The organism is Phytohabitans sp. LJ34, assembly GCF_052068095.1.
Lineage (GTDB): Bacteria > Actinomycetota > Actinomycetes > Mycobacteriales > Micromonosporaceae > Phytohabitans.
This window is the reverse complement of the sequence record NZ_JBQHDG010000027.1, coordinates 114,080-133,857: the sequence shown is the minus strand read 5'-3', so window position 1 is coordinate 133,857 and position 19,778 is coordinate 114,080. Positions and strand designations below refer to the sequence as shown.

19 protein-coding genes are annotated in these 19,778 nt (G+C 70.7%); 6 read left to right on the top strand and 13 right to left on the bottom strand.

Annotated elements, in window-relative coordinates; all coding sequences use genetic code 11:
- Positions 1-6: 6 nt before the first annotated feature.
- The 7 genes from ACTMTJ_RS38060 to ACTMTJ_RS38030 all read right to left on the bottom strand — a co-directional run bounded on the left by ACTMTJ_RS38060 (position 7) and on the right by ACTMTJ_RS38030 (position 7,058).
- Positions 7-597 (bottom strand): hypothetical protein, encoded by a 591-nt coding sequence (locus ACTMTJ_RS38060; RefSeq protein ID WP_441223573.1) that lies wholly within the window; start codon positions 595-597, stop codon positions 7-9.
- A gap of 215 nt (positions 598-812) precedes the next feature.
- A complete protein-coding gene (speB, locus tag ACTMTJ_RS38055) occupies positions 813-1,814 on the bottom strand; it encodes an agmatinase (RefSeq protein ID WP_441223571.1) in 1,002 nt (333 codons plus the stop codon).
- A complete protein-coding gene (locus ACTMTJ_RS38050; protein ID WP_441223570.1) occupies positions 1,811-3,013 on the bottom strand; it encodes a saccharopine dehydrogenase family protein in 1,203 nt (400 codons plus the stop codon). The genes speB and ACTMTJ_RS38050 overlap by 4 nt, the downstream gene beginning before the upstream one ends.
- A complete protein-coding gene (locus ACTMTJ_RS38045) occupies positions 3,013-3,801 on the bottom strand; it encodes an ABC transporter permease (protein ID WP_441223568.1) in 789 nt (262 codons plus the stop codon). Before ACTMTJ_RS38045 ends, ACTMTJ_RS38050 begins: the two co-directional genes overlap by 1 nt.
- Position 3,802: 1 nt before the next feature.
- Positions 3,803-4,714: an ABC transporter permease gene (locus tag ACTMTJ_RS38040; RefSeq protein ID WP_441223567.1), complete on the bottom strand. Its 912-nt coding sequence runs from the start codon at positions 4,712-4,714 to the stop codon at positions 3,803-3,805.
- Positions 4,711-5,841 (bottom strand): ABC transporter ATP-binding protein, encoded by a 1,131-nt coding sequence (locus ACTMTJ_RS38035; protein WP_441223615.1) that lies wholly within the window; start codon positions 5,839-5,841, stop codon positions 4,711-4,713. The genes ACTMTJ_RS38040 and ACTMTJ_RS38035 overlap by 4 nt, the downstream gene beginning before the upstream one ends.
- A gap of 2 nt (positions 5,842-5,843) precedes the next feature.
- On the bottom strand, positions 5,844-7,058 hold the full coding sequence (locus tag ACTMTJ_RS38030) for a polyamine ABC transporter substrate-binding protein (RefSeq protein ID WP_441223566.1): 1,215 nt from the start codon (positions 7,056-7,058) through the stop codon (positions 5,844-5,846).
- A 158-nt stretch (positions 7,059-7,216) separates the two neighbouring features.
- Here ACTMTJ_RS38030 and ACTMTJ_RS38025 point away from each other — a divergent pair, with 158 nt between their 5' ends.
- Positions 7,217-7,702, top strand: a complete 486-nt coding sequence (locus ACTMTJ_RS38025; RefSeq protein WP_441223564.1) for an Lrp/AsnC family transcriptional regulator — start codon at positions 7,217-7,219, stop codon at positions 7,700-7,702.
- Here the strand turns inward: ACTMTJ_RS38025 and ACTMTJ_RS38020 are convergent.
- Entirely contained in the window at positions 7,699-8,712 is a 1,014-nt protein-coding gene (locus tag ACTMTJ_RS38020; protein WP_441223563.1) for a DUF4331 family protein, read from the bottom strand. The two genes, ACTMTJ_RS38025 and ACTMTJ_RS38020, sit on opposite strands and share 4 nt — an antisense overlap.
- Before the next feature lie 59 nt (positions 8,713-8,771).
- Positions 8,772-9,386 carry a class I SAM-dependent methyltransferase gene (locus ACTMTJ_RS38015; protein ID WP_441223562.1) on the bottom strand — a complete coding sequence of 205 codons (615 nt, stop codon included), beginning with the start codon at positions 9,384-9,386 and terminating at the stop codon, positions 8,772-8,774.
- 155 nt (positions 9,387-9,541) lie between these two features.
- Here ACTMTJ_RS38015 and ACTMTJ_RS38010 point away from each other — a divergent pair, with 155 nt between their 5' ends.
- Together ACTMTJ_RS38010 and ACTMTJ_RS38005 are read left to right on the top strand one after the other, a co-directional pair.
- Entirely contained in the window at positions 9,542-10,888 is a 1,347-nt protein-coding gene (locus ACTMTJ_RS38010; RefSeq protein WP_441223560.1) for an aspartate aminotransferase family protein, read from the top strand.
- Entirely contained in the window at positions 10,873-12,177 is a 1,305-nt protein-coding gene (locus ACTMTJ_RS38005; RefSeq protein ID WP_441223558.1) for an NAD(P)/FAD-dependent oxidoreductase, read from the top strand. The genes ACTMTJ_RS38010 and ACTMTJ_RS38005 overlap by 16 nt, the downstream gene beginning before the upstream one ends.
- Here the strand turns inward: ACTMTJ_RS38005 and ACTMTJ_RS38000 are convergent.
- Together ACTMTJ_RS38000 and ACTMTJ_RS37995 are read right to left on the bottom strand one after the other, a co-directional pair.
- The gene (locus tag ACTMTJ_RS38000; RefSeq protein WP_441223557.1) at positions 12,149-12,913 is read right to left on the bottom strand and encodes a hypothetical protein; all 765 of its coding nucleotides are present in this window, start codon (positions 12,911-12,913) and stop codon (positions 12,149-12,151) included. The genes ACTMTJ_RS38005 and ACTMTJ_RS38000 overlap by 29 nt on opposite strands.
- Before the next feature lie 5 nt (positions 12,914-12,918).
- Positions 12,919-13,908: an ABC transporter substrate-binding protein gene (locus tag ACTMTJ_RS37995; RefSeq protein ID WP_441223555.1), complete on the bottom strand. Its 990-nt coding sequence runs from the start codon at positions 13,906-13,908 to the stop codon at positions 12,919-12,921.
- 69 nt (positions 13,909-13,977) lie between these two features.
- Between ACTMTJ_RS37995 and ACTMTJ_RS37990 the strand changes: the two genes are divergently transcribed.
- Entirely contained in the window at positions 13,978-15,024 is a 1,047-nt protein-coding gene (locus ACTMTJ_RS37990) for a FecCD family ABC transporter permease (protein ID WP_441223554.1), read from the top strand.
- Positions 15,021-16,001, top strand: coding sequence for a FecCD family ABC transporter permease (locus ACTMTJ_RS37985; RefSeq protein WP_441223553.1), 981 nt, complete (start codon positions 15,021-15,023; stop codon positions 15,999-16,001). Before ACTMTJ_RS37990 ends, ACTMTJ_RS37985 begins: the two co-directional genes overlap by 4 nt.
- An 8-nt stretch (positions 16,002-16,009) precedes the next feature.
- Here ACTMTJ_RS37985 and ACTMTJ_RS37980 read toward each other — a convergent pair whose 3' ends face one another.
- Together ACTMTJ_RS37980 and ACTMTJ_RS37975 are read right to left on the bottom strand one after the other, a co-directional pair.
- Positions 16,010-17,086: a hypothetical protein gene (locus tag ACTMTJ_RS37980; RefSeq protein WP_441223552.1), complete on the bottom strand. Its 1,077-nt coding sequence runs from the start codon at positions 17,084-17,086 to the stop codon at positions 16,010-16,012.
- Between the two features lie 64 nt (positions 17,087-17,150).
- Complete coding sequence (locus ACTMTJ_RS37975) at positions 17,151-17,801, bottom strand: hypothetical protein (RefSeq protein WP_441223551.1); 651 nt, start codon at positions 17,799-17,801, stop codon at positions 17,151-17,153.
- 53 nt (positions 17,802-17,854) lie between these two features.
- Here ACTMTJ_RS37975 and ACTMTJ_RS37970 point away from each other — a divergent pair, with 53 nt between their 5' ends.
- On the top strand, positions 17,855-19,777 hold the full coding sequence (locus ACTMTJ_RS37970; RefSeq protein ID WP_441223550.1) for an acetoacetate--CoA ligase: 1,923 nt from the start codon (positions 17,855-17,857) through the stop codon (positions 19,775-19,777).
- Position 19,778 lies beyond the last annotated feature (1 nt).

Below are 19,778 nucleotides of genomic sequence, written 5' to 3'. Positions count from 1 at the left end.
CCCTCTTTATCCGTGTGGTTCGGGGTGTGGGACGGGGGTGACCCAGAAGAACTCCCCGTCGGCGTCGTATTCGTAAATCAGCGCGGCGGTGCCCGACTTGAACGTGTCGGTGCCGGTCTGCCGCACCTGGATGATCGCTGAGGAACCGTCGGCGGCGGTAACCTCCGCTTGGCCAAAAGTCTGGCTGACTCGCCCGGTGCGGATGACACACACCGACCCGACGAAGTCGGCGCGGGATGCCTCCGGCCCGCTGGGAAAGAGCCTTTGAAGCGGCTTGACGAGCAGCCGCGTGGCGAACCACGCGACCGCGAGCGCCACGAGCAGAGCGAGGATCGCGAGCAGCAGCACGCCGCCGAAAAGCACAGTGCCGGCAAGGCTGACGAACCAGGCGATCGCGATGAGGAGCGAGGCGGTGACCGCCACCGGCACGCCGGCGAAGCCCATGCCGCCCAACACATCGCCGTCGGCGTCGAAGTCGAGCGCCTCGATGTCGAGCGCGCCGAGCAGCACGAGGATCCAGTAGCCGACGACGACCACCAGGAGGAAAGTGAACAGCACGGCCGGAAAACCGAGCGCCGCGTCCACGAACTCACCCATCGATCCGCGCCCTACCCCCGCTGGCCCCACAAGATTCGGTAGCCAGAATGATGACACGGCTGGTCAAGCCGGTGTGTCCCGGTGTGACACTTCCGCGACGTCCGCCGTGGTCCATGCCGCTGCTCCCGCAGCCTCACCCATCCGCTGTTGGTCGCGCTCACCGCGTCGCTGTCGAGCTGCCCCGCCTGTGCGTCCAGGTCGACGGCCTCAGCGCTCTAGCGGCCGTCGAGCAGGGGCTGGCGGGGGTCCCAGGGCGGGCCTTGGCGGCGGCGGGCGATCGCGGAGAGGGCTTCCAGCACGACGCGGTTGCCGAGGTAGGCGGTGATGTCGGCGTGGTCGTACGGCGGGGACACCTCCACGACGTCGACACCCACGATCGGCAGCTCCAGGCAGCAGCGGCGGACCGCGTCGAGCAGCTGGCGGGCGGTCAGGCCGCCCGGCTCGGGGGTGCCGGTGCCGGGTGCCATCCCGGGGTCGACGACGTCGATGTCCACGGACAGGAATACGCCGTCGCAGTCGTCGACCGCCGTGGCGAATGCCTCGGTCAGGCATTCGTCGAGGCCGCGGGCGACGATTTCGCTCATCTCGTACGAGCGCATGCGCTGCTGGGCCATCCAGTCGAGCACCTCGGGGCCGGGCCAGTAGCCGCGCAGTCCTATTTGGAGGAAGCGGTCACCGCGGACGGCGCCGGACTCTATGAGGCGGCGCATTGGCTGGCCGTGGCCGTAGAGGGAACCGAAGTCGATGTCGGCGGTGTCGGCGTGGGCGTCGAAATGCACCATCGACACGCGGCCGAAGCCTACGTGGCGGGCCACGCCCGTCGCGTCCGGCCGGGCGATCGAGTGGTCGCCGCCCAGCACGATCGGGATCGCGCCGGCGCCGGCGACCGCGGCGACGGCGTCTTCCAAGGCGCGGTGCGCGCGCTCGATGTCGCCGGAGAACATCTCGACGTCGCCGGCGTCGTACACGCGCAGGTCGCGGAGGCCGTCGACGCGCAGAGCGAGGGACGGGCGGGAGCCGTCCTGCGCGAGGTAGCAGGCCTGCCGCATGGCCATCGGGCCGAACCGGGTGCCGGACCTCGCCGACGTGCCGCCGTCGAAAGGCGCGCCCACGATCACGACGTCAGCGTCCGCATAGGACGATTGCTCGCCGAGGTCGCACCTGTCGACGCCGAGGAAAGTCACGTCGGGCCCGTACATCGCGCCGTATCTGGTCATCGCTCTTCCATCCCCCATGGTGAGCCGTATGCCGTCAACAGGTCGAGGAACGGCCGGGCCGGAAACGCCTCCGGGCCCAGCACGCCGGTGCCCGACCAGGTGCCGGCGGCGAGCAACTCGAGCGCGACCACCGGGTTGACGGCGGTCTGCCACACCACGGCCTGGTGGCCGTACTCGCGCATCGACCACTCATTGTCCACCACGTGGTAGAGGTAGACGGCTCGCGGCTCGCCGTTCTTTCCGGTGCCGCGCACCCAGGTGCCGGCACAGGTTTTGCCGCGCATCCGGTCGCCGAGCGTCGCCGGGTCGGGCAGGCACGCGGCGACGACGTCGCGCGGTGCCACCGACACGCCGCCTACGCGAACCGCGTCGGTGCGGTCGAGGCCGAGCTTGTGCAGGGTGCGCAACACCTCGATGAACTCGCTGCCCAGCCCGTACTTGAACGTGACGCGCCCGGCCTTGACCCAGCGCGGGATCAGCAGCACCTCTTCGTGTTCGACGTTGACGCACTCGACGGGGCCGATGCCCGCCGGAAAGTCGAAGACCTCCGGCTCGGAGAACGGCTCGGTCGTATGCCACCCGCTGCCGGCCTCCCAGACCACCGGCGGGTTGAGGCACTCCTCGATGGTGGTCCAGATGGAAAACGAAGGCGCGAAGTCGTAACCCTCCACGACGAGGTTGGCGCCGTCGCGGACGCCGATCTCGTCGATCTCGCTGAAAAGGTCGTCGGCCGCATACCGCGCGAAGACGTCCGACAGCCCCGGCTCGACGCCCATGCCGACGAGCGCCAGCCGGCCGCTCGCCGCCCACCGGTCGGCCTGTGCGAACTGGTCGTCGCCGAGCTTCACGCCGGTCTCGGCGTGCGGCCGCTCGGGATGCGGCTTGGAGAGCGACATCGCCATGTCGACGTAGTCGGCTCCGGCGGCCAGTGCGCCCTCGAAGATGGGCATGACGAACCGCGGGTCGACCGCGTTGAGCACGTGCGTGATGCCGGCGTCCCGGCACAGGGAAGCCACGGAGGAGGCCGACGACGCGTCGACACCCGCGGCGCTGAATCGCCTGTCCATATCGGACACAGCGCGGCGGGCCCGATCAGGGTCGAGATCGGCGACCACCATCGCGTCGAAGAACGAGCGGCGCGCGGCGATGGGTACGGCGGCCGAGCCGACGCCGCCCGCCCCGACGACGAGGACGCGCATCAGGAGGCCTTCCGCCGGCGTACCGACGTGCTGAGCACCAGCAGCAGCGAGACGAGGAACATCGCGGTGCCGACGACGTTTACCTGCGGCGGGATGCCGCGCTGGGCGGCGCCCCACACGTACATCGGGAACGTCACCGTGGTGCCGGAGTTGAAGTTGGTGATGATGAAGTCGTCGAACGACAGCGAGAACGCCAGCAGCGCGGCCGCCACGATGCCCGGGAATACCAGCGGCAGCGTCACCTTGCGGAACGTCTGGAACTCGCTGGCGTACAGGTCCATCGCCGCCTCCTCCAGCCGGCTGTCCAATCCGGACAGTCGTGCCTTCACGGTGACGACGACGAACGAGACGCAGAACATCACGTGCGCGATGACCACCGTCCAGAAGCCGAGCGGGAAGCCGCCGGCCACGAAGAGCGCGAGCAGCGAGGAGCCCATCACCACCTCGGGCGTGGCCATCGGCAGGAAGATGAGCAGGTTTGTCGCGCCGCGGCCACGGAAGCGGTGGCGCACCAGCGCGAACGCCATCAGCGTGCCGAGCACCGTGGCCACCACCGTGGCGATGAAGCCGATCTGCACGCTGCGCACGACCGCGTCGCACATGTCGCCCGGACCGCAGGGGTTGGTCCAGTTGTCCACTGTGAACTTGTTGAAGTCGTACGACAGGCGGCTCGACGGCTCGTTGAAGGAGAGGCCCATGACCACGGCGATGGGCAGGAACAGGTAGGCGAGGACGAGCACTCCCACGCCCATCACCCAGTGGTCGGACAGCCAGCGCCCCAGTTTCATTTCAGAGCACCTCGTCCGTCCCGGCCCGCTTCACGTACACGAAGACCATCGCCAGGATCGCGGCCATCAGGATGAACGAGAGGGCCGCCGCCTGCGGGTAGTCGAGGCGCACCAGGAAGGCCGAGTCGATGACGTTGCCGATCATGTACTGGTTGGGCGTGCCGAGCAGCTCGGCGTTGATGTAGTCGCCCGCCGCGGGGATGAACGTGAGCAGCGTGCCGGCCACCACGCCGGGCATCGACAGCGGGAGCGTCACCTTCGCGAAGGCGCGCAGCGGGCTGGCGTACAGGTCGCTGGCCGCTTCCAGCAGCCGGCCGTCGAGGCGGTCGAGACTCGCGTAGAGCGGCAGCACCATGAACGGCAGGAAGTTGTACGTCAGGCCGAGCACCACCGCCGCCGACGTGGCCAGCAGCCGGCCGTCGGAGCCGAGGATCCCGACGTCGCGGAGCACGCCGACCACCCAGCCGTTGTCCGACAGGATCGTCTTCCAGGCCAGCGTGCGCACCAGGAAGCTGGTGAAGAACGGTGCGATGACGCAGACGAGCATGAGGTTTTTGAAGCGGGTGGCCTTCTGCGCGATCGCGTACGCCAGCGGGTAGCCCAGCAGCAGGCACAGGATCGTCGCGATGCCCGCGTAGACGAGCGAGCGCACGAAGTGGGGCCAGTACGCGGAGAGCGCGTCGGCGTAGTTGCCGAACTCCCACGTCATCGCGTAACCGTCCTGTAGCGACCCGCTCGGGTCGTACAGGCTTGTCGCGCCGAGCTGCACCGCGGGCACGGCGAAGAAGATGGTCAGCCACAGCCCGCCGGGCAGCAGCAGGAGGTACGGCAGGAGCCGCCGCCCTTTCCGCGGCGGCGGTGGCGGTGTCTCATGTGGACCGACTGCGGTGCCGATGTGCCCGACCGCACTCACGGCACCGGCTCCAGCAGCGGTTGGGTGGCGTCGCCGGCACCGGCCTGCCGGCCGAGCAGGAACGCGTGGTCCGGCCGCCAGTACGCCACGACCTGGGCGCCGACCGGCACCTGGGCGAGCACGCCGGCGTTGGAGGCGAAGGCGGATACCTCGGTGCCCCAAGGGGTGCGCACGAGGTACTGCGTGCTGACGCCCACATAGGAGGAATCCGAGACGACCCCGGTCACCCACTGGTGGCCCGCCGGCACCGAGTCGCTGTCTGGCGCCAGGTGGAGCTTCTCCGGGCGTACCCCCAGATAGACATCTCCGTCGACGGCCCGGCAGCGGCCGGCGGGCACGGAGAAGCGCGAACCGTACGCCGATACCAGGATGTCCTGGCCGGAACGGCCGGACACCTCGCCGGCCAGCAGGTTGGACTGGCCGAGGAAGTTGGCGACGAACGGCGTGGACGGAAACTCGTAGATCTCGGCCGGCGCGCCGAGCTGCTCGATGCGACCCGCGTTCATCACCGCGACCGTGTCGGCCATGGTCATGGCCTCCTCCTGGTCGTGCGTGACGTGCACGAAGGTCAGCCCGACCTCGGTCTGGATGCGCTTGAGCTCGATCTGCATCTGCCGCCGCAGCTTGAGGTCGAGCGCGCCGAGCGGCTCGTCCAGCAGGAGCACCTGCGGGTGGTTGATGAGCGCGCGGGCCAGCGCGACCCGCTGCTGCTGGCCGCCGGAGAGCTGGGCCGGGCGGCGCTTGCCGTATCCCTCCAGCTGCACGAGGGCGAGCATCTTCTCGACCTGCGCCCGGATGTCTCCGACGCCGCGCCGCCGGAGGCCGAACGCGACGTTTTCGAAGACGTCCAGGTGTGGGAAGAGCGCGTAGCTCTGGAACACGGTGTTGACCGGCCGCTTGTAGGGCCGCAGCCGGCTGATGTCGCGCCCGCCGAGCAGCACCTTGCCGGTCGTGGGCTCCTCCAGACCGGCCACCATGCGCAACGTGGTGGTCTTGCCGCAGCCCGACGCTCCCAGCAGGGCGAAGAAACCACCCTGCGGGATCGTGAGGCTGAGATCGTCGACGGCGGTGAAGACCCCGAACCGCTTCGTCAGGTTGACCAACTCCAGGTCGCCTTTATCCGCCATCGTCACGCCCCGATTGCCTGCTGGAACTTGGTTGAGTACGACCGCTCCTGCGCCTCGTCGAGCGCCATGAACACCTTCGTCTTGTTGAGCGTCGCGTCGTCGGGGAAGATCAGCGGATTTTTCGCCAGCTCGGGGTCGAGGTCGGTGATCTTCTCCTGGGCGCCCTGCACGGGGCAGATGTAGTTGACGTAGGCGGCCAGCTCGGCGGCCACGCTCGGCTCGTAGTAGTAGTCCATCAGCTTCTCGGCGTTCGCCTTGTGGGCCGCCTTGTTGGGGATCAGCATGTTGTCCGACCAGAGCATGAGGCCGGAGTCGGGCGCCACGAACTTGATCTTGTCGTTGTCGCCCTGTAGCTGGATCACGTCGCCGGACCAGCCGATGCACGCGGCGATGTCACCCTTGGCCAGGTCGGTGGAGTAGTCGTTGCCGGTGAACCTGCGGATCTGACCGGAGGCGATCGCCTTCTTGAGCTTCTCCAGCGCGTCGTCGAACTGCGCCTCGGTGAAGTTGCTCGGGTCGTGCCCGTTCGACAGCAGCACCAGGCCCATCGTGTCGCGCATCTCGGTCAGGCAGGTGACCTTGCCCTTGAGGTCGGCGCGGGTGAGCAGCTCGTCGATCGAGCGCACCTCCTTGGTCACCGCGCCGTTGTAGGCGATGCCGGTGAGACCGGACTGCCACGGCACCGCGTACTCGTTGTTCTTGTCGAACGGGCGGGCGCGCAGCGAGCGCAGGAGGTTGGCCTGCACGTTGGGCAGGTTGCCCTTGTTGAGCTTTTGGAGCCAGCCGAGGCGGATGACCCGGCCGGCCATCCAGTCGGTGAGGACGAAGATGTCGCGGCCGGTGGACTGGCAGCCGGAGAGCTGGTTTTGCACCTTGCCGAAGAACTCGTCGTTGTCGTTGACGTCCTCGGTGTAGGTGACCTGGATGCCGGTGCTCTCCTGGAACGCGATCAGCGTGGGGCGCTTGGACTCATCCTTCTCATCGACGTCCATATATTGTGGCCAGTTGGAGAAGGCAAGTTTCTTGTCCGTGCTGGAGGTGTCTTCGCTGACGCAGCTCTCCTCGGACTGCTTGGTGCCCTCGGTGCCGCAGGCGGTGAGGAGGCCACCGGCGGTGACGAACGCGCCCGACGCCATCGCACCCCGGACGAGGGTGCGCCGTGAGAACCTGGTGGCCGACAGCACGGCCCTGGCTTCGGGTGACAGGGGGCTATTCATGGGGCGCATGTGCGGCTCCAGAGTGGTTCGCGAGAATGCTTCGTACGATCCGACGCCTGATCCTGGCATGATGTATGCCGCGTCACAAGGATTCCGTTGCGGATGAGCCAATTCGCAACGAAATACGAACGAAACAGTGCGCTTGGAGGAGGGGTTGGATGGCGAAGCCGCGGTACGCGGTGGGCGACGGCGCGGCCCACGCCCTTCTCGATGACGTCGGCAAGCAGATCATCGAGCAGCTTCAGGAGGATGGACGGCGCCCGTACGCCACGATCGGCAAGGCGGTAGGGCTCTCCGAGGCCGCCGTGCGACAGCGCGTGCAGCGGCTCCTCGACGCCGGGGTGATGCAGATCGTGGCGGTGACCGACCCGCTCCAGCTGGGCTTTCCCCGCCAGGCCATGATCGGCCTCCGCACCACGGGCGACCTGGACGCGATCGCCGACCGGCTCGCCGAGCTGGAGGAGCTCGACTACGTCGTGATCACGGCCGGCTCGTTCGACCTGCTCACCGAGGTGGTCTGCCGCAACGACGACCACCTGCTGGAGATCATCAGCCGGCTACGGAAGGTCGAGGGCGTGGTCTCCACCGAGGCGTTCGTCTACCTCAAGCTCCGGAAGCAGACATACAGCTGGGGTACGGCTTAACCGGGCACGACGTACGGAAACCGGTCCTGGCGCTGGTCGGCCGCGGTCGACGGGCCCAGACCCGAAGGCGTCGCCTTGCCGAGGATCAGCGAAAACATCGCCTCGGGGGCGTTGTCCGCCAATGTCCGCCCGTTGATGCCGAAGCTCGCCGGAGTGCCGACCATGTAGGACAGCACGTCGGGAAAGAGCCGCCGCGCCACCAGGGCGCCGTAGCCCTGCGGGTCCGCCGAGGTGCCGTTCGCGGCCACCACGGCGCCGACCTTCTCGGCGATGTACTTGCCGTCCGCGTCGAAGTCCTCGGCCGGGTGACGGTCGTTCGCCGGGTTGGCGAAGTCGGTGTCGTCCGGCCAGAAGATCGGCCACATCATCGGGTGCCCGAACCTGTTGATCTGGCGCCACCCACCAGCGTCGGTGGCCAGCTTGGTGGCACACCAGACACCGGTCGAGGCGCCCGGCCGCAGACGCGGGTGGTCGTGTGTCACCTCTAGCACGATCGAGCAGACCGTCGTGCCGGCGAAGCTGTTCTTGGCTCCGGCCGCGGCCCACGACGTGAGGTCGACGGGCGCGCCGTCCCGGACGGCCGCGTTGATCACGTCGAGCTGGTCGAGGTCGACGTAGAAGGGGTCTTGGACGCGTCCCGCCCACACCCGCAGCGATCCCTGTTCGGCCGCCTCACCGGTGCGGCCCCGGGCCACGGGGATGCCGGGCGTGCCGTCGTCGTTGGCGGCGGCACCGGTGAGCTCGTACACCGTGTAGCTCGGGCGACCGTCGGCGTCCGGCCCGTCGAACGCGAACCGGTAGGTCAGCGCCTCCACGTCCGCCCCGTCGAAGTGGACCTTGAACTCGTACCGGCCCTCGGGGTGGAACCCGGGCGTGATGTCGGGGCCCGTGATGGTCGAGTTGACGTCCATCACGAACGTCGTGGCTCCCTCGCTCCCGAAGACGTACATGTCGTCGATGTACAGCCGGCCGTTCTGGCGCGCCAGTGGGGTGTCGAGGTGATGCGACATGGCTCGAAGCTATCCACGGAGGGGCCACCTCCACCTCGTTCGCCGGGGATGAGCGGCGGCTACGCCGCCCGCGGGCGGCGGGCGTGGTAGACCAGCGCGGGTGGCACGTTGCGCCAGACCGTGCGCCCGACGACGACCTCCTCGAATGCCGCGCGCAGGGCCGACCGGAGCCGGCGGGCCGGAGGTGCCCAGAGGGTGTGGACGTACGCGAAGGTCGTGAACGCACCGCCCGGGGCGATCACCCGCCGCACCGCGTCCAGCACGCTGCCCTGCCGCCCCGCCGAGAACGCCGCCCAGGGCAGCCCGCTCACGATCGCGTCGGCCCGGCCGAGGCCGCGCTCGTCCAGCAGGTCCCGCAGGCGCGCGGCGTCGGAGACGGCGACGTCCACGCCGGGGTACCGGTCCGCGAGCCGGCCGGCGAAGACGGGGTTGAGCTCCACCGCGAGGTGGTGGCCACGGCCGCCGAGCCGCCGCTGGATGACATCGGTGAACGCGCCCGTACCCGGTCCGAGCTCGACCACCACCGGGTCGCCGCCCTCGGGGACGGTCGCGCAGATGTGGCGGGCCAGGACGGCGGAGCTCGGGGCTATCGCGCCCACCGAGAGAGGGGCGCGGGCGAACTCGCGGAAGAAGCGCAACGCATCGTCGGTCACGCCGCCAAGTCTCGTGATCACCCGGACCGTCACCCTCCTCCGCCCGGACCGGGCGCCGGCCAGTAGGAGGAGATTGTGGTCAACGCGGGGAGTAGGTCAACGAAATCCGTTGCGTCTGGTTTATCGAGTGACGGATTCGCTTGCCTGAGCCCCCAACTTTGTGCGGTAATCGTGGCATGGGCAACGCAACCGATCATCTCTGGATGCATTTCACCCGCATGGGCGGCTACCGCGACGGCGAGGTGCCGACGATCGTCCGCGGTGAGGGTGCCTACGTGTGGGACGCCCAAGGCCGCCGCTACCTCGACGGCCTCGCCGGCCTCTTCGTCGTGAACGCCGGCCACGGGCGCACCGAGCTTGCCGAGGCCTCCGCCAAGCAGGCCGCCGAGCTGGCGTTCTTTCCGCTGTGGTCGTACGCGCACCCGACCGCGATCGAGCTGGCCGAGCGGATCGCCGCGCTCACGCCGGGCGACCTCGACCGGGTCTTCTTCACCACCGGCGGCGCGGAGGCGGTCGAGGCGGCGTGGAAGCTTGCCCGCGCCTACTACAAGCGGGTCGGCAAGCCCACCAAGCACAAGGTGGTGAGCCGGTACATCGCGTACCACGGCACGTCGATGGGCGCGCTGTCGATCACTGGCCTGCCCGGCATCAAGAGCGACTTCGAGCCGCTGGTGCCCGGCGGCATCAAGGTGCCCAACACCAACTTCTACCGCGCGCCGGAGCACGGCGACGACATCGAGGCGTTCGGGCGGTGGGCGGCCGACGAGATCGCCCGCGCCATCGAGCGGGAGGGGCCGGACACCGTCGCGGCCGTCTTCCTGGAGCCGGTGCAGAACTCCGGCGGCTGCTTCCCGCCGCCGCCCGGCTACTTCCAGCGGGTACGCGAGATCTGCGACGAGTACGACGTGCTACTCGTGTCCGACGAGGTGATCTGCGCCTGGGGCCGCCTCGGCGAGTACTTCGGCGCGGTGCGGTACGGCTACCAGCCGGACATCATCACCACCGCCAAGGGACTCACCTCCGGCTACTCGCCGCTCGGGGCGATGATCGCCTCCGACCGGCTGATCGAGCCGTTCCTCGCCGAGACCGGCATGTTCGCCCACGGCGTGACCTTCGGCGGCCACCCGGTCTCCTGCGCGGTGGCGCTGGCCAACCTCGACATCTTCGCCCGCGAAGACCTCACCGGGCACGTCCGCGCCAACGAGGCCGCGTTTCGCGCCACGCTGGAGAAGCTCAACGACCTGCCGATCGTCGGCGAGGTGCGGGGCGACGGTTACTTCTACGGCATCGAGCTGGTCAAGGACAAGGCCACCCGGGCCACGTTCGACGACGACGAGTCCGAGCGGCTGCTGCGCGGCTTCCTCTCCACCGCCCTCTTCCAGGCCGGGCTCTACTGCCGGGCCGACGACCGGGGCGATCCCGTGGTGCAGCTGGCACCGCCGCTGATCGCCGGGCAGGAGCAGTTCGACGAGATGGAGCAGATCCTGCGCGCCGTCCTGGGCGAGGCATGGCTACGTCTCTGAAGGCGGGCAGCCTCTGGATGTCCACCGTGGACGACGATCTGACGCCGAGACCGGCGCTGGACGGCTCACTCGTGGCCGACGTCGCGATCGTCGGCGCCGGCTACACCGGCCTGTGGACGGCCTACTACCTGGCGGCGGCCGAGCCGTCGCTGCGCATCGTGGTGCTGGAGAAGGAGTTCGCCGGGTACGGCGCGTCCGGGCGCAACGGCGGCTGGTGCTCGGCGCTCTTCCCCACTCCGGAGCGGCTGATGGCCCGCCGCCACGGCAAGCAGGCCGTGGTGGCCATGCGGCAGACGATGAACTCCACTGTGGACGAGGTGGGGCGCGTCGCCGCGGCGGAGGGCATCGACTGCCACTGGAGCAAGGGCGGCACCGTGGCGGTCGCCCGCACGCCCGCCCAGTTGCGCCGCGCCCGTGCTGCCGTCGAGGAGGACGAGGACCTCGTCCTCCTCGGCGCGGAGGAGGCGGTGAAGCGGTGCGGCGCCACGAACGTGCTCGGTGGCGTTTACACCCCGCACTGCGCCGCGATCCACCCGGCCCGGCTGGTGCGTGGCCTGGCCCGCGCGGTGGAGCGGCGGGGCGTCACCATCTACGAGGGCACGCCGGTCGTCGGGCTGCGCAAGGGTGCGGCCGACACCCCGGTCGGTACCGTGCGGGCCCCGGTCGTGGTCCGCGCGACGGAGGCGTACACGCCGGCGCTGCCCGGCGCCCGCCGCGCGATCGCGCCGGTGTACTCGCTGATGATCTCCACGCCTCCGCTGCCCGACGACTTCTGGGCCACCGCCGGGCTGGCCGAGCGGGAGACGTTCGCCGACTTCCGCCGGCTCATCATCTACGGGCAGCGCACGGCGGACGGGCGGCTGGCATTCGGCGGGCGCGGTGCGCCGTACCACTTCGGGTCGAAGACGAGCGCGGAGTACGACAACGAGCCGCGCGTCTTCGCCGCCCTGCACCGGGCACTGGTCGAGCTCTTCCCCGCGCTCGCCGGCGTGCCGGCCACGCACAGCTGGGGCGGTCCGGTCGGTGTCACGAGCGACTGGTCCGCCTCCGTGGGGCTCGACCGGGACACCGGGCTGGCGTGGGCCGGCGGCTACGTCGGCGACGGCGTCGGCACGACGAACCTCGCCGGCCGTACGCTTGCCGACCTGATACTCGGCGTGGAGAGCGAGCTGACGTCGCTCCCCTGGGTAGGGCACAAGTCTCCACGCTGGCCCCCGGAGCCGCTGCGGTGGATGGGCATCAACGCGGTCCGAAAGCTCGTCACATGGGCTGACGCAGCCAGGTTGTGATCTGGTCGTGCCGGGTCTCGTCATCGAGCTTGGGGCAGACCCGCTCGCAGTGCTCCAGACCCGGGCGCTTGTAGGCGAGGCAACACGCGGAGGAGAGCGGCACCGAGCCCACCCACCGCCGCCGCACCGCCAGCGGCCCGGCGCCGGCGCTGGCGAGCAGCCGCTCCGCCTCGGCGGCGGCGGTGTACGCCGGGACCGGCGGCAGCTCACCGGCGAACGCGCTCATCACGGTGTCGGCGACGAGCGCCCAGGCCGTGCGGCGGCCGAGCCGCGACACGCCGCGCAGCGTGTCGACGACGGGAGTGGACAGGGCGAGAATCGTGCCCAGCAGCTGGCCTTCCATTGTGGACGTGACCTCGACGCCCGGCGCACCGGCCAGGGGATCCCCCGGCCGCACGGCGAGCACGGGCGCACCGACCGCCAGCGCGTTGAACCAGCCGCCCTCGTCCACGCGGAGGGCGGTGCCGTCCATTGTGAGCAGTGGCAGCCGCCGCTCCCGCTGGTACGCGTAGACGAGCAGCCGGACGAACGAACCCGTTACCCAGCCGGCCATGTGCGTCGCCGCGGTCTCCGGCGGGCAGCCCGACGACGCGACGAACGCCCGCATCTGCGTGGCCAGCACGCCGCCGTCCGCGTGCAGCTCGCGGAGTGTGTACCAGCCGTCGCCCGCCCGCCCGGTCGCCGCCGGCGGGTAGCCGTCCGCGGCGTTGTAGCGCTCCAGGAGGTCGGGCAGCACGGCGGTCAGGCCACGGTTTTGAACGTGCTCAGCTTGCCGGTCAGGTCGCGCAGCGCCTTGCCGAACGCCGCCCACGTGGAGGGCGTTTCCGGGTTCCACGCGACAGCCTGGTTGGCCTTGATGGCCGGCAGGTTCGCCACCGTCGGGTACCGGGCCAGGTCGGTCGTGAAGTATGACGGGTTGCGCGAGTCGTAGAGCAACACGTCCATCGGGTACTTGCCGGCCTGCTCCCAAGAGAGCACCTCCCAATGCGGCTCGTTCGCCGGCACGGCGGGTTGTACGAAGTTGACGCCGAGGTTCTGCATGTACGCCAGGTCGGAGAAGATCTTCGCGTTGCCGAGGTAGAGGTTTTCCTTGTTGCCGCTGACAAACGCCACCTGCAGGCCGGGCTTGGCCTTGACCGTTTCGCCGAACGCCGCGCCGGCCGCCTCGAACTCCGCCTTGGCGCCGGTGACCGCGGTGGCGTTCAGGTCGGCGCCGAGCGAGCCGGCCAGCTCGGCGAAGCGGCCGATCACCTTGTCGACCGGCACCTCGAACTGGTTGATGCCGACGCTCGGGCAGAGCGGCTCGATCTTGGCGACCGCGTCCTCCGGCACGTACCAGAGCTGGTCCTTGGTCTGCATCGGCGCGACCAGCAGGTCAGGGGTGAGTGACGCGAGCTTCTCGATGTTGAAGTCGCCCCAGGTCTGGCCCACCCACTGTGCGGAGTTGACGTCGACGTTGCCCTTGAGCACGTCGCTGTTCTTCGCGTCGCCCCAGATGCCGACCGGGCGGATGCCGAAGTCCCAGAGCGTCGCGGCGGCGCTGATCTGCGCGACGACCTTCGTGGGGCGGCTGTCGCGGGTCGCCTTCTTGCCGCGGTCGTCGGTGAACTCCCACGGCCCGCCGCCAGCACCCGCCGGCGCACCGCTTTCGTCCTCGCCACCACACCCGGCCAGCACGAACAGCGCCGCGCCACCGCCGATCAACAGCCGCCGCCGACTCAGTCCGCTCACGTGCCACCCTCCTGCTTGAACTAAGGGCAGGCTAAGCTAACCGGCACCGGAATGTCGAGGAGGGATCTTGTGACCGTGACCGCAGCCGCTGGCGTGTCCAAAGCCGGCGTCCGCGCGCGGCCGGCACTCGCCCTCGGTCTGGCCGCGGCCGGCGCCGTCCTGGTCGTCACCGCGCTGCTGTCCATCGCGATCGGCTCGAAGTCGATCCCGCTCGGCACGGTGTTCGACGCGCTCCTGCACTACGACGCACGGATCGACGACCACGTGGTCGTCCGTGACCTGCGGGTGCCGCGCACGCTGCTCGGCCTCGTGGTCGGTGCCGCGCTGGGGCTCGGCGGCGCGCTGATCCAGGCACTCACCCGCAACCCGCTGGCCGACCCGGGCATCCTCGGCATCAACGAGGGCGCCGGGCTCGGCGTGCTCGTGGCGATCGGCATCGCGGGACTGACCAGCCCGTGGGCGTACGTGTGGTTCGCGTTCGCCGGCGCGGCGGTCAGCGCAACGCTCGTGTACGCGGTCGGCGCCCGCGGCCGTGAGGGAGCCAGCCCGGTCCGGCTCGTGCTGGCGGGCATCGCGTTCACGTACGTGCTGCACGCGATCGGCCGGGCCATCCTGCTCACCGACTCGGCCACCTTCGACCGCTGGCGCAGCTGGATGGTCGGCTCGCTGGCCAGCGCCGACCCGGCCGTGATCGTGGCCGTGCTGCCGTTCATCGCGGGCGGCGCGGCGATCGCGCTCGGCCTGACCCCGTCGCTCAACGCGCTCGCACTGGGCGAGGAGGCGGGCCAGGCACTGGGCGTCCACCGAGGCCGGACGCGGGTGCTCGGCGCGGTGGCGGTCACGGTGCTCTGCGGCGCGGCGACCGCGGCGGCCGGGCCGATCGCGTTTCTCGGGCTGATGGTCCCCTACGCCGCCCGCATGATCACCGGACCGGACTACCGCTGGCTCGTGCCGTACTCCCTGGTGCTCGCGCCGATCCTGCTGCTCCTCTCGGACATCGTGGGCCGGGTGGTGGCCCGACCCAGCGAGGTCGGCGTCGGCGTGGTGACCGCCGCGCTCGGCGCGCCGATGCTGATCGTGCTGGTCCGCCGCCGCGGAAGGCTTCCCCGGCTGTGAAGCGCTCGTTCGCGGTCGGTCTGGCGCTGCTCGGCACCTGCGCGCTCGTCGCCGTCGTCGCCCTCGGCACGGGCGACTACCCGATCTCGCCGGCCGGCGTGGTGCGGACACTGGTGGGGCGGGGCAACCCGGCGGCCGAGTACATCGTCATCGACCTGCGGCTGCCCCGGGTGCTGACCGCGCTGGCGGTGGGCGCGGCGTTCGGCGCGAGCGGGGCGATCTTCCAGAGCATCACCCGCAACCCGCTGGGCAGCCCGGACGTCATCGGCTTCACCGCCGGCGCGAGCGTGGGCGCGCTCATCATGATCATCCTGGTTGGCGGCGGCCTGGTCGAGATCGCCTCCGGCGCCGTGCTGGGCGGGGCGCTCGCCGCCGTCGCGGTCTACCTGCTCGCCTACCGGCGCGGCACGCAGGGGTACCGGCTGGTGATCATCGGGGTGGCCGTGCAGGCACTGCTCACCGCGATGACCACGTACCTGCTGGCCCGCGCCAACATCTTCGACTCCCAGCGCGCCGCTCTCTGGATCATGGGCAGCCTGAACGCCCGGGGCTGGGCACACGCGGCCGTGGCCGGCGGTGCGCTCGTGGTACTGCTGCCGGTCGTCCTGATCCTGCACCGGCGCACTCTCGTGCTCGAGATGGGTGACGAGACCGCGCGCTCGCTCGGCGTCTCCGTGGAACGGGTACGCCTGGCGCTGATCGCCGCGGCGGTGGGCCTGGCCGCGGTGGGCACCGCGTGCGCCGGGCCGATCGCGTTCGTCGCGCTGGCCGCGCCGCAGCTGGCCCGGCGGCTCACCCGGGCCACCGGTCCCAACCCGCTGCCGTCGGCCGCGATGGGCGCCGCGCTGCTGCTCGCCAGCGACCTCGTCGCGCAGCGGGCGCTCGCGCCGACCCAGCTCCCGGTCGGCGTGGTGACCGCCGCGCTGGGCGGCATGTACCTGATCTGGCTGCTCGGCTGGCGCCGCCAGGCCGCGTGACGGGTCCGTCAGCGCGCGGGCTGGGTGGCTTCCGGGTCGTCGAGGTCGTCGTCTTCTGGCTTACGGGCGCCGGGCGGCGTGATCGGCGGCGGCGTCGGAGCGGACCAGGCCGGCCTCGGGTAGGCGTCCTTCGGGGGCGGACCCTTCAGGAGCTGGGTGGCCTCCGTGTCCTGCTGCGCACCGAGCCGCGTCGTGGTCTGGTCACCGCCCGGCGGGATGGCGGTCGTGGGCGATGTCGGGATCCGAGTCGTCGGAGCCTCGGCCGGCGGCGCGGGCGGGGCGACCGTCGGTGACGTCGGGATGCGCGTCGTCGGAGCTTCGGCCGGCGGCGCGGGCGGGGCGACCGTCGGCGATGCCGGGATGCGCGTCGTCGGGGCCTCGGGCGGCGGCTGGCTGAGCCGCGTCGTCGTCTCCTGCTCGGCCGGCGGTGGCGGCGTCTGCGCCGGGATCCGCTGGACGGGCGCGGCCATCGGCGGTGCGGGCGGCGCGCTCGACGGCGGCGCGGACGACGGGAAAGCCGTCGTCGGCGCACCCGAAGGCGGCGGCGCGAGGTAGCCCGGCGTAGCGGCGAACGTGGGCTGCGGGGCGTAGGCGCCACCCGGCGGCACCGCGCCCGGGGGCATCCCGGCGGCGGGCATCGGGTACGGCGCGGGAGCGGCCGGCGTCGCGGCGGCCGGGTGGGCGTAGCGCCGCCAGCGGCGTGGGCTCAGCAGCGTGGCGAGCAGCGGCACGGCGAGCATGGCCGAGTACCCGAGCGCGGGGAACGTCAGGGCGAAGTCACCGTCGCGCAGGTCGGTGGGCATCGTGTCGAAGTAGGACTCCGGGTCGAACGCCGCCCAGGACGCGAGCGCGAGGAAGATCAGCCCGATGAGAGCCGGCCCGATCGGGGAAAGCCGTGCCATCGTCAGCAGCGCGTACAGCCCGCCGGCCGCCAACAGCGCGAGCAGGCCGAGCAGGATCTCGATCTCGAACCCGCCGAGCAGCTGCGCCCGCGCCTTGTTGACCTCGGTCAGGCCGTAGCCCGTGCCGACCCAGATCAGCGGCGCCAGAAACAGCGACAGCAGGAGCGAACCCGCGTGGCGCATGTGCCCTCCCCATCATCATCCGCAGGGGCACCGTACCCCCCGGGAGCAAGCCCCTGAACTGGCGCTACTTGGCGTCGGTGCCCTTGCTCGCCCCGGCGGGAGGCGCCGACCACGGAGTGCTACCGGAGGGCCGGTTGGGCACGGTCGGCGTCTCGTCGGATTGCGTATCAAAAGCGTTTCCCGCGCTAAAAGCGTTGAAGGAGGACGTCGCCGGCGGCACGGTGATCAGGTCGGGCAGCGTGTCCGGCTCGTCCTTCGGTGTGAACGGCTCGGGCGCGTATCCGCTCGCCAGGGGCCACCGCCGCCACCGCTGGACGCTGAACGTGGCGATCACCAGCAGCGCGCCGAGCAGCAGGAGCGTGCCGTTGTCGAGCGGCACCAGAAGCGGGATATCCCGATCGATGACCTCCCAGCCGTCCGGCACCGCGTCACGAACGGCGATCGGGTCGGCGAAGAGCGCGGCGTACGGCGCGATCAGCAGCAGCCCGGCGACCAGCGGGCCCAGCGGCGAGAAACGCAGCGTGCCGATCACACCGAGGAGGATGCCGGCCACCGCCAGATATACGGCCGGCTCGATGAGGTCCAGGGTGTCGAACCGGCCGGCCTCCGCCCATCTGGCCACCGTGCTGGACGAGCCGGACTGGCCCATGGAGACGAGCACCCAGGTAAGCGGCGCGGCGACCACGCCGGCAAGCAAACTCCATAGATGTCGCATGCGCGCACCGTACCGGTTTCGCCGCTCGCGCGGCAGGCGGGCAAGATGTTCGGATGAGCGCGGGCACAGTGTTGTGGACGCCGCCGGCCGACGTGCGGGACAGCTCCCGGATCGGGGATTACCTGCGCTGGCTGCGCGAGCACCGTGGGTTGGACTTCGCCGGGTACGCCGACCTGTGGCAGTGGTCGGTCGACGATCTGCCGGGCTTCTGGCGGTCGATCTGGGACTACTTCGACGTCAAGGCGTACGACCAGCCGACCGCCGTCCTGGACGAGCCCGTGATGCCCGGCGCCCGCTGGTTTCCCGGCGCCACCCTCAACTACGCCGAGCACGTGCTGCGGATGCCGGGGTTGGGTCCGGACGACCCGGTCGTAATCGCGTACTCGCAGACCCGCGAGCCGGTCACGCTCACCAAGGCACAGCTGCGCGAGCAGGTGCGGCGGGCGCGGGCCGAGCTGCGCCGGCTCGGCGTCGGGCGCGGTGACCGGGTCGCGGCGTACGCCCCGAACATCCCCGAGACGTACGTGCTGATGCTCGCCACGGCCAGCCTCGGCGCGACCTTCTCGTCGTGCGCGCCGGAGTTCGGCACCCGCAGCGTGGTCGACCGGTGGCAGCAGATCGAGCCGGTCGTGCTGGTCGCGGTCGACGGCTACAGGTACGGCGACAAGGCGATCGACCGCCGCGCCGAGGTGGCCGCGATCCAGGAGGCGCTGCCGTCGCTGCGCCATACGATCACGCTGCCCTACCTGCATCCCCAGCGACACGAGTGGCCCGAGACGGACGAGGAGCTCACCTTCGAGCCGGTCCCCTTCGACCACCCGCTGTACGTGCTCTACTCCTCCGGCACGACCGGGCTGCCCAAGCCGATCGTGCACGGCCACGGTGGCATCCTCGTCGAGCACCTCAAGATGCTCGCCCTGCACCACGACCTCGGTCCGGGCGACCGGTTCTTCTGGTTCACCACCACCGGCTGGATGATGTGGAACTTCCTCGTCTCCGGCCCGGCGGTCGGCGCCGCGATCGTCATGTTCGACGGAAATCCCGGGCACCCGGACCTCGGCGCGCTCTGGCGGATGGCCGAGGAGGCCGGCGTCACGTACTTCGGCACCAGCGCGCCGTTTCTCCTCGCCTGCCGCAAGGCGGGGCTCACCCCGCGGGCGGGCGCCAAGCTGCGCGCGATCGGCTCGACCGGCGCGCCGCTGCCGCCCGAGGGTTTCGCCTGGGTGTACGAGGTGTTCGGCCCCGACATCCAGCTTCAGTCCCTGTCCGGCGGCACCGACGTGTGCACGGGGTTCATCGGCGGCGCACCGCTCGTCCCGGTGTACGAGGGCGAGCTGTCCTGCCGCTGTCTCGGCGCGCGCGTGGAGGCGTACGACCCGGCCGGCAAGCCGGTGACAGACCAGCTCGGCGAGTTGGTGATCACCGCGCCGATGCCGAGCATGCCGGTCGGCTTCTGGGGTGACGCGGACGGCAGCCGCTATCGCGAGGCGTACTTCGACGTCTTCCCCGGCGTGTGGCGGCACGGCGACTGGATCACGATCAGCGAGCGGGGCACCTGCGTGATCACCGGCCGCTCCGACGCCACGCTCAACCGCGGCGGAGTCCGGCTCGGCACCGCGGAGTTCTACTCGGTGGTCGAGGGGCTGGACGAGGTCGTCGACTCGGTGGTCGTACACATCGACGGCGAGGGCCAGGGCGAGCTGCTGCTCTTCGTGGTGCTGGCCGGCGACCGCGAGCTCGACGACGAGCTGCGCGGCCGGATCGCCCGCGAGCTGCGTACCGCGCTGTCGCCGCGGCACATCCCTGACGAGATCCATCAGGTACGGGCGGTGCCGCGCACGCTCAGCGCGAAGAAGCTGGAGGTACCGGTGAAGCGGATCCTCACCGGTACACCCATCCAGCAGGCCGCCGCGACCGGCGCGCTCGCCAACCCGGAATCCTTGGAGGAGTTCCGACGTTTCGCTCGAAAGCACTGAC